The sequence below is a fragment of the Escherichia sp. MR genome (assembly GCF_005280595.1).
Lineage (GTDB): Bacteria > Pseudomonadota > Gammaproteobacteria > Enterobacterales > Enterobacteriaceae > Escherichia > Escherichia ruysiae.
In genome coordinates, this window is the sequence record NZ_SZVK01000045.1 from 25,093 (window position 1) to 35,081 (window position 9,989).

Genomic DNA, 9,989 nt, shown 5'->3' on the forward strand with positions numbered 1-9,989 from the left:
TAGCCAATGATTGAATGGATTATTCGCCGCTCGGTGGCGAACCGTTTTCTGGTGCTGATGGGCGCGTTGTTTCTGAGCATCTGGGGCACCTGGACCATCATTAACACGCCAGTGGATGCACTGCCGGATCTCTCTGATGTGCAGGTGATTATTAAAACCAGCTATCCCGGTCAGGCTCCGCAAATCGTTGAAAATCAGGTGACTTATCCACTAACTACCACCATGTTGTCGGTGCCGGGCGCGAAGACCGTGCGCGGTTTCTCGCAGTTTGGTGATTCTTATGTGTATGTCATTTTCGAAGATGGCACCGATCCGTACTGGGCGCGCTCGCGGGTGCTGGAGTATCTCAACCAGGTGCAGGGTAAGCTGCCTGCAGGAGTCAGCGCCGAGCTGGGGCCAGACGCTACGGGTGTTGGCTGGATCTATGAATACGCGCTGGTGGATCGCAGCGGTAAGCACGATCTGGCTGATTTACGCTCATTGCAGGACTGGTTTCTCAAATATGAGCTAAAAACCATCCCAGACGTTGCGGAAGTAGCGTCGGTGGGCGGAGTGGTGAAAGAGTACCAGGTGGTCATCGATCCTCAGCGCCTGGCGCAGTATGGCATCAGTCTCGCCGAAGTAAAAAGCGCGCTGGATGCCTCAAACCAGGAAGCGGGTGGTTCGTCGATTGAACTGGCGGAAGCGGAATATATGGTGCGCGCCAGCGGCTATCTGCAAACGCTCGACGACTTTAATCACATCGTTTTAAAAGCCAGTGAAAATGGCGTGCCCGTTTATCTGCGTGATGTTGCGAAAGTCCAGGTAGGGCCGGAAATGCGCCGGGGCATTGCGGAACTGAACGGCGAAGGCGAAGTGGCGGGCGGAGTGGTGATCCTGCGCTCCGGCAAAAACGCCCGTGAAGTGATCGCCGCCGTGAAGGACAAGCTGGAAACGCTAAAAAGCAGTCTGCCGGAAGGCGTGGAGATAGTTACAACATACGATCGCAGCCAGCTCATTGATCGCGCCATCGACAACCTCAGCGGCAAGTTGCTGGAAGAGTTTATTGTGGTGGCGATAGTCTGCGCGCTGTTTCTCTGGCATGTGCGCTCGGCGCTGGTGGCGATTATTTCGTTGCCGCTGGGGTTGTGTATTGCTTTTATTGTCATGCACTTTCAGGGACTGAACGCCAATATTATGTCGCTGGGCGGCATTGCGATTGCCGTCGGGGCGATGGTCGATGCCGCTATCGTCATGATCGAGAATGCGCATAAACGGCTGGAAGAGTGGCAGCACCAGCATCCTGACGCCACGCTGGATAATAAAACGCGCTGGCAGATTATCACCGATGCATCTGTTGAAGTGGGGCCGGCACTGTTTATCAGTCTGCTGATTATCACGTTGTCGTTTATCCCGATCTTCACCCTGGAAGGGCAGGAAGGGCGTCTGTTTGGCCCACTGGCGTTCACCAAAACCTATGCCATGGCGGGTGCGGCGCTGCTGGCGATCGTGGTGATCCCGATCCTGATGGGCTACTGGATACGTGGCAAAATTCCGCCAGAAAGCAGTAACCCGCTCAACCGTTTTTTGATTCGTATTTACCATCCGCTGTTGCTGAAAGTACTGCACTGGCCGAAAACCACGCTGCTGGTGGCGGCGCTTTCGGTGCTGACGGTTATCTGGCCGCTGAATAAAGTTGGCGGGGAATTTTTACCGCAGATCAATGAAGGCGACTTGTTATATATGCCATCGACGCTGCCGGGGATTTCCGCGTCGGAAGCAGCGAGTATGTTGCAAAAAACCGACAAGCTGATTATGAGCGTACCTGAAGTGGCGCGAGTGTTTGGCAAAACAGGGAAAGCGGAAACTGCCACCGACTCCGCTCCGCTGGAGATGGTAGAAACGACCATTCAGCTTAAGCCGCAGGATCAGTGGCGACCAGGCATGACGATGGACAAAATCATCGAAGAGCTGGATAACACCGTGCGGCTGCCGGGGCTGGCGAATCTGTGGGTGCCGCCAATCCGTAACCGCATCGACATGCTCTCGACCGGCATTAAAAGCCCCATCGGCATTAAAGTTTCCGGCACTGTGCTGGCGGATATCGACGCGATGGCGGAGCAAATTGAAGACGTGGCGCGAACGGTGCCAGGCGTGGTTTCGGCCCTTGCCGAGCGTCTGGAAGGTGGGCGCTATATTAACGTTGAGATTAACCGTGAAAAAGCCGCGCGTTACGGTATGACGGTGGCGGATGTGCAGTTGTTTGTCACCTCTGCGGTGGGCGGGGCGATGGTTGGCGAAACGGTGGAAGGAATTGCCCGTTATCCGATTAATCTGCGTTATCCGCAAAGCTGGCGCGATAGCCCGCAGGCGCTGCGACAGTTACCGATCCTGACGCCGATGAAGCAGCAAATCACCCTGGCGGACGTGGCCGACGTTAACGTCTCCACCGGACCGTCGATGCTGAAAACCGAGAATGCGCGCCCGACGAGCTGGATTTATATCGACGCCCGCGATCGTGACATGGTGTCGGTGGTTCACGATCTGCAAAAAGCGATTGCCGAGAAAGTGCAGTTGAAACCGGGCACCAGCGTGGCGTTTTCCGGTCAGTTCGAGTTACTGGAGCGCGCCAACCATAAGCTGAAACTCATGGTGCCGATGACGCTGATGATCATCTTCGTGCTGTTATATCTGGCGTTCCGTCGCGTGGGGGAAGCGTTACTGATTATCAGCAGCGTACCGTTTGCGCTGGTGGGCGGCATCTGGTTCCTGTGGTGGATGGGCTTTCATCTTTCCGTCGCGACGGGCACCGGTTTTATCGCTCTCGCCGGAGTCGCTGCCGAGTTTGGCGTGGTGATGCTGATGTATTTACGTCACGCCATAGAGGCAGAGCCGTCGCTGGATAACCCGCAGACCTTTAGCGAGCAGAAACTGGATGAGGCGTTGTATCACGGCGCGGTACTGCGCGTGCGCCCGAAAGCGATGACGGTGGCGGTGATTATCGCCGGTTTGCTGCCCATTCTGTGGGGAACGGGGGCGGGTTCAGAGGTGATGAGTCGCATCGCCGCGCCGATGATTGGCGGCATGATTACTGCACCTTTGCTGTCGCTGTTTATTATCCCGGCGGCGTATAAGCTGATGTGGCTGCACCGGCATCGGATTTAGGCAAAATTGCCTGATGCGTTACGCTTATCAGGCCTACAGCGTGAATTATAATTTATTGAATTTGCACATTTCTGTAGGCCAAATAAGGCGTTAACACCCTAATTGGCAATAACAAGGTACTTTTTGTCGGCAATTTGCATAAGAAAGGGATACCCGGTTTAACTGTGTGGATTGTGTCTTGCGACGACCAGCACTAAATGTTAAAAGGAGCCCCTCAATAAAAAAGACACACAGGGGAAAGGCGTGAAAAACGCGTCAACCGTATCGGAAGATACTGCGTCGAATCAAGAACCGACGCTTCATCGGGGATTACATAACCGTCATATTCAGCTAATTGCGCTGGGTGGCGCCATTGGTACAGGTCTGTTTCTTGGCATTGGTCCGGCGATTCAGATGGCGGGGCCGGCTGTATTGCTGGGCTACGGCGTTGCCGGGATCATCGCTTTCCTGATTATGCGCCAGCTTGGCGAAATGGTGGTTGAGGAGCCGGTATCCGGTTCATTTGCCCACTTTGCCTATAAATACTGGGGACCGTTTGCGGGCTTCCTCTCTGGCTGGAACTACTGGGTAATGTTCGTGTTGGTGGGAATGGCAGAGCTGACCGCTGCGGGCATCTATATGCAGTACTGGTTCCCGGATGTTCCAACGTGGATTTGGGCTGCCGCCTTCTTTATTATCATCAACGCCGTTAACCTGGTGAACGTGCGCTTGTATGGTGAAACCGAGTTCTGGTTCGCGCTGATTAAAGTGCTGGCAATCATTGGCATGATCGGCTTTGGCCTGTGGTTACTGTTTTCTGGTCACGGCGGCGAGAAAGCTAGTATCGATAACCTCTGGCGCTACGGTGGTTTCTTTGCCACCGGCTGGAATGGGCTGATTTTGTCGCTGGCGGTGATTATGTTCTCCTTCGGCGGTCTGGAGCTGATTGGGATTACTGCCGCTGAAGCGCGCGATCCAGAAAAAAGCATCCCTAAAGCAGTGAATCAGGTCGTGTATCGCATCCTGCTGTTTTATATCGGTTCACTGGTGGTTTTACTGGCGCTCTACCCGTGGGTGGAAGTGAAATCCAACAGTAGCCCGTTTGTGATGATTTTCCATAATCTCGACAGCAACGTGGTAGCTTCTGCGCTGAACTTCGTCATTCTGGTGGCGTCGCTGTCAGTGTATAACAGCGGAGTTTACTCCAACAGCCGGATGCTGTTTGGCCTTTCCGTCCAGGGGAATGCGCCGAAGTTTTTGACTCGCGTAAGCCGTCGCGGTGTTCCGATTAACTCGCTGATGCTTTCCGGAGCGATCACTTCGCTGGTGGTGTTAATCAACTATCTGCTGCCGCAAAAAGCGTTTGGTCTGCTGATGGCGCTGGTGGTAGCAACGCTGCTGTTGAACTGGATTATGATCTGCCTGGCGCACCTGCGTTTTCGTGCGGCGATGCGACGTCAGGGGCGTGAAACCCGCTTCAAAGCTCTGATGTATCCGTTTGGCAACTATCTTTGCATTGCCTTTCTCGGCATGATTTTGCTGCTGATGTGCACAATAGATGATATGCGCTTGTCAGCGATCCTACTGCCGGTGTGGATTGTGTTCCTGTTTGTGGCGTTTAAAACGCTGCGTCGGAAATAAGGCATTCACGCTACATCCGACAAAACGATGTCCGCTCTCATCCATTCGATGAGAGCGGTTTTTTTAATTACTGCTTAAATGCACCCGCCAGAGAGCGAATATCATTGCCGGTTGGCGACTGATGAAGTCGCAGACCAAACTCTTCGACAATGGCAAATATATGGTCGAAAATATCAGCCTGAATGCTTTCATATTCCAGCCACACTACGGTATTGGTAAACGCATATATCTCAAGCGGTAAACCATTATCGCCCGGTGCAAGCTGGCGTACCATTAAGGTCATATCTTTACGAATACGTGGATGGTTACGTAGATATTCGTTCAGATAGGCACGAAATGTTCCAATATTCGTCATTCGGCGCAGGTTTAATACTGACTCCGTAGACCCTTGCTGGCGGTTCCACTCATTAATTTCCTGATGGCGGCTGGTTAAATAAGGCTTTAACAGATGCGCTTTATTCAGCCGCTGCATTTCGGTTTCATCAAGAAAGCGAATGCTGGTGACATCAATACTGATACTGCGTTTAATGCGTCGTCCACCAGAGGCTGACATTCCGCTCCAGTTTTTAAAGGAGTCAGAAACCAGAGACCAGGTGGGAATAGTGGTAATGGTATTGTCCCAGTTACGTACTTTGACGGTGGTTAAACCAATATCGATCACCGCGCCATCCGCGCCGTATTTCGGCATTTCCAGCCAGTCGCCCAGTTTCAGCATATCGTTCGCGGAAAGCTGAATACCTGCCACCAGACCAAGAATCGGATCTTTAAATACCAACATCAGCACGGCAGCCATTGCGCCAAGACCACTGATCAGAATGGTCGGTGACTGACCAATCAGCAGCGAGATCATCAAAATGCCGACCAGAATAGCGCCGATCAGCTTTATCCCCTGAAATATCCCTTTCAGCGGTAACTGTTTTGCTGCCGGGAATTTCTGCGCCAGATTTAAAATAACATCCAGCAACGAGAAGACTGAAAGCAGCGCATACATCATGATCCACAACTGTGCGCAGGTGGTCAGAATATCAGCCGCTTCGGTGCCTTTTTGCAGCCAGAATACCGCCTGAATATTGACGATAATCCCCTGCAGGGTAAAAGCTAAACGGTGAAATAGTTTATTCTGGGTAATGATTTGCAGCCACAGCCGTGAACTGGCAATGGCGCGTTTTTCGAAGGTACGTAATACCACCCAGTGCAAAATAATATGTACTACAACGGCGGTCAGAAAAATAATACCGAAAATCATCACCATTGAGGTGGTGTGATCAATCTCAATACCCGCTAAATCTTCAACCTGGGATATTAAATCCTGCATAACGTCTCCTGTATACAACAGTGGACTATGATGACGGCTGAAACAGGGTTATGCAAATCAGGAAAATCTGATGTGAAATAGCCGGGATCAGTTCCCGGCTATAAAGGAGAATTACACTTCAGTTAAGGTGATACTTTGCGGCAGACGAGATTTTGGCAGGGTAGCGTTAAAATCTTCCACGCTGTGATGGCCTACCGGTACGACCACCAGACTGGTGTAACCTTTCTCTTTCAAACCAAATTCTTCATCGAGGATCGCCGCGTCAAAACCTTCGATTGGCACCGCGTCCAGACCCAGTGCCGCAACGCCCAGCAGGAAGTTACCGACGTTGAGATAAACCTGTTTTGCCATCCACTCTGCATCATCATGCAGATCTTTACGGTGCATATCGGCGAAGAACTTACGGCCTTTATCGTTCGCCGCTTTGGCTTCCGGCGTGGCAAAGCGACCATCGGCATCTTCCTGGTCAACAACCAGCTTCAGCCAGGCATCGTCCATTGCGGTTTTCGCGCAGAACACCACGACGTGCGAGGCATCAAGTATTTTACGTTCGTTGAACACGTAATTGTCGGCGGCGGATTTAGCGACACGCGCTTTACCTTCTTCCGTGCTGGCCACAATAAAATGCCATGGCTGGGAGTTGGTGCTGGATGGGCTGTACTGCAACAGGGTTTTGATCTGCTCGGCTTGTTCCGGGGTAAGTTTTTTGCTGGCATCAAATGCCTTAGTGGAATGACGCTTTAGGGCGACAGAAATGATATCCATAAAGACTCCTTGTGAAAGATGTTTGTGTGCCAGCAGATTACAAGGATCGAAGTAAAATGGTAAGCGAGAAAAATGCGCTATAGATTTCCGCTTTAGTCTGGACGTACTCTTTTTTGATCGCGTTTAGCCAGGCCATCAACCACTAAGTTCCACGAATCGTTAATCAGATCGCTGAGCAACGATTCAGAGATTTCGTCGCCGGGATACACCGAAATCCAGTGCTTTTTATTCATGTGATACCCAGGCTTAATGCTCGGGTATATTTGCTGATTTAACAGGGATTTTTGTGGATCGGACTTCAGATTGATAAAGGGGACGCCGCGCAGTTCTGACGACAGCATAAAAATCTTGCCGCCAATTTTAAAAACATCGAACTCCGGGCCAAAAGGCCAGCAAAGCTCGACAAAGGGTAACTCAAGAGCCAGGCGTTTCGCCGTTTCGTGCAGTGATTGCTTATCCATAAACGTTCCTTTAGGCGAAGGAGAATAAGCAAAGTATGCCGCGAAGTTCGGCGATAATCGACGTTTAATCCGCTAGCGAGAACCAGCGTCGCCAGATAAATCTAAGAATAAAATACTCAATAGCGCCCAGCACTAAAAACCACAGGCAAAACAATAAAGTGTAAAGCTGGCTAAGATCCATCAGATGAAACATAGTCACCAGTTTTTGTGCCAGCGTCAGCCCCAGTGCGGGGGCGGGCAGCAGCAGGCAAGAGAGGAAAGCCATCAGCAAAATGCCTGCTGCGGTAGTTAAGGTTTCTAAGGGGTGTTTCATAACATTGTTAAATGTAAGTTAAAACACCATTGTCGGGGATATTTCTGCGTAACGCAATTCTCCGCTTAGTCTCCAGCCCAAATCTCACAATGCTTTTTCACCAGCCCAATCAGCGAGCCGCCATCGGCGACAAAATCTCGCATCAGCTGCGCTTCATTCAGACCGCTGATAACCTGGCGGTGCAGTGCTTCAATTGCACTGGATGCGCCAATTTTATGTGCAGAAGGAGCTATTTTTTCCAACAATCGCAAGGTGTCTTCTGTCAGTGGACGACGATCGCCGGTGTGCGGATCGGTAACGACGCCTTCCAGACCATAACGGCAGGCCTGGAAACGGTTGAATTTATACAGCAGATAATCTTTCTCCTGATGTTTGAACGGGCGTTCCGTCAGCAACCAGTGGGCGGTGGCCTGAATCAATCCCGCCATATTTACCGCATGGCTAAGGGTTAACGGGGTATCCATCACCCGAACCTCCACCGTGCCAAAATGAGGGCTAGGGCGAATATCCCAGTGCAGATCTTTAATGCTGTCGATCATCGTGGTGTAACTCAGGCAGCGAAACAGGGCTTCAAATTGTTGCCAGTTACTGACCCACGGCATTGGACCATTATCGGGAAAGGCAGAAAAAATATTCGGTCGTGAGGAGGCAAAACGTGTATCCGTTCCCTGCATATACGGCGATGCGGCAGAAAGGGCGATAAAGTGCGGTACAAAGCGTGATAAGCCGTGCAGCAAATAAATAGCGTTATCACCACTGGCGCAGCCAACGTGAACATGCTGACCAAAAACAGTCGCTTGTTGAATGAGATAGCCGAAGTTTTCCAGCGTCCGTTGATAACGTTCGTTATCGCACACCTCCTGACGCTGCCATTTCTGAAACGGGTGCGTACCACCGCCGCAAATTTCCAGATGATGGTCTGCGGCTGCCTGCAATACGACTTTCTGCATCGCTGAAAATTGCCCGGCAGCCTGGTTGATATCACGGCAAACATCCGTCGCCAGTTCCAGCATACTTTCGGTGATATCGTGCTTCACCTCCCCGGTAGTGATCTTGCTTTTTACCGCGTCAATCAGCGTTGAAGAGTCCTGGCTAAGGTCATATCCCGGAGGATTAACCACCTGCATTTCCAGTTCAATACCGAGGGTAAAAGGTTCAGAGACATGAAAATCGGGTAATGGCATAGGTTTCTCTTATGTTGGCGTTTTCATTCCAGTATAGAAGTGTCAGCGGCAGGGCGAGATGCGGAAGTTCTGGAATGTTTCTTTTTTTGGTGATGGTGAACTGATTGCTACTGAAGCAATTTGGCTACTTTTGCAATGTGACAAGTAGCGGCAGAGCTGGCTGGCGGCGAAGAATTTTGACGATTGGGGCGTGCAGAAAAAAACTGGCTCAGCTTCGGTTGATCAAATGAGTAGTGTGAGAAGTCCGGAACAGGATTTACTGTATAAATAAACAGGTATTTTGCTAAGGAAGGGTAAGATAACAGCGGGTGCCTGAAGCTTTCCGGTTTCAGGTTTACTCTGAGGTCTGGAAAGATGAAGCCCCAGGAGATATTTCTATCAACCCTGGGGCTGCCACTCCAAACCCAACAATTTGGATGGTAGTCCCTTCTTCGCATGGAGGCAATATAAACATGCTGACGAAATATGCCCTTGTGGCGGTCATGGTGCTGTGTTTAAAGGTAATTTTTATCCGGTTTATTCGGAGCAATAGTGATTGCAAGCGTATCAAGAAAATTCTTATAGAACTGAGCAATTTGTTGCCAGAATGACGATACAACCTGATCCAGAAGTAATATAGAACGCCCGTCGCAAACTTGGGGAGTATGCAGAACATGGAATGCCTGAGAAGGATAACCACTCCAGTCAACGGCAATGACGCACAACGTAAGGTCTCGGGGCTGAAACCGGGTAATATTATGAAAAATAGCCGGGATATCGCGGTGTAAAGCGTCATTGCCTGGCAGGCGATCGATGAGCTTAATCTTGTTTTAACCTGAGCATTACCTGGCATATACCGTCCAATGCTGGTAAGGATGAGGGATGCGTCCCGACTAAGCGCAGCAGTGGCGTCAAGGATGGCATTCTGGCGGTACTGATGAAATGGAGTCAAATCATCACGGAAAAACTTTTGGCATGATGAGCGAACGGGCATAGAGGTGATCTCCTGAATTGTTAGCACAACCAGTCGACCACAAAACTCTATGCCCGTCTTTTTTACCCGCCTATTACTGAGGATTTCTCCGTACCATTACCGGCATTTGTTATCTTTCATTGCTACATACGTCATCCCCGGTAATGACTCTAACTTATTGATAGTGTTTTATGTTCAGATAATGCCCGATGACTTTGTCATGCAGCTCCACCGA

8 protein-coding genes and 2 pseudogenes are annotated in these 9,989 nt (G+C 50.8%); 2 read left to right on the forward strand and 8 right to left on the reverse strand.

Translation table 11 applies throughout. The annotated features are described in order from the left end of the window. The first annotated feature begins 6 nt into the window (after window positions 1-6). Window positions 7-3,144 carry a Cu(+)/Ag(+) efflux RND transporter permease subunit CusA gene (gene cusA / locus FC814_RS17275; RefSeq protein ID WP_085460494.1) on the forward strand — a complete coding sequence of 1,046 codons (3,138 nt, stop codon included), beginning with the start codon at window positions 7-9 and terminating at the stop codon, window positions 3,142-3,144. 243 nt (window positions 3,145-3,387) lie between these two features. Next, on the forward strand, window positions 3,388-4,764 hold the full coding sequence (pheP, locus tag FC814_RS17280; protein ID WP_085460495.1) for a phenylalanine transporter: 1,377 nt from the start codon (window positions 3,388-3,390) through the stop codon (window positions 4,762-4,764). 67 nt (window positions 4,765-4,831) lie between these two features. On the opposite strand, the gene ybdG is transcribed toward pheP, so the two are convergent. The 8 genes and pseudogenes from ybdG to FC814_RS23580 form a co-directional block, all read right to left on the reverse strand. Then, entirely contained in the window at window positions 4,832-6,079 is a 1,248-nt protein-coding gene (gene ybdG / locus FC814_RS17285; RefSeq protein WP_001153137.1) for a mechanosensitive ion channel YbdG, read from the reverse strand. A gap of 111 nt (window positions 6,080-6,190) precedes the next feature. After that, entirely contained in the window at window positions 6,191-6,844 is a 654-nt protein-coding gene (gene nfsB, locus FC814_RS17290; RefSeq protein ID WP_000351445.1) for an oxygen-insensitive NAD(P)H nitroreductase, read from the reverse strand. A 92-nt stretch (window positions 6,845-6,936) separates the two neighbouring features. Then, entirely contained in the window at window positions 6,937-7,305 is a 369-nt protein-coding gene (locus FC814_RS17295; RefSeq protein WP_000360945.1) for an MmcQ/YjbR family DNA-binding protein, read from the reverse strand. Window positions 7,306-7,369: 64 nt separating this feature from the next. Next, entirely contained in the window at window positions 7,370-7,618 is a 249-nt protein-coding gene (locus tag FC814_RS17300) for a DUF1158 domain-containing protein (RefSeq protein ID WP_088541952.1), read from the reverse strand. A 65-nt stretch (window positions 7,619-7,683) separates the two neighbouring features. Further along, complete coding sequence (locus FC814_RS17305) at window positions 7,684-8,802, reverse strand: YbdK family carboxylate-amine ligase (protein WP_137326233.1); 1,119 nt, start codon at window positions 8,800-8,802, stop codon at window positions 7,684-7,686. A 222-nt stretch (window positions 8,803-9,024) separates the two neighbouring features. Further along, a pseudogene (locus FC814_RS23575) lies at window positions 9,025-9,286 on the reverse strand (hypothetical protein). Window positions 9,287-9,320: 34 nt separating this feature from the next. Next, window positions 9,321-9,775 (reverse strand): annotated as a pseudogene (locus FC814_RS23260) (IS4/IS5 family transposase); the annotation flags it as partial. Between the two features lie 154 nt (window positions 9,776-9,929). Next, on the reverse strand, window positions 9,930-9,989 hold a 60-nt coding region (locus FC814_RS23580), incomplete at its 5' end, for an IS1 family transposase (RefSeq protein ID WP_071528444.1).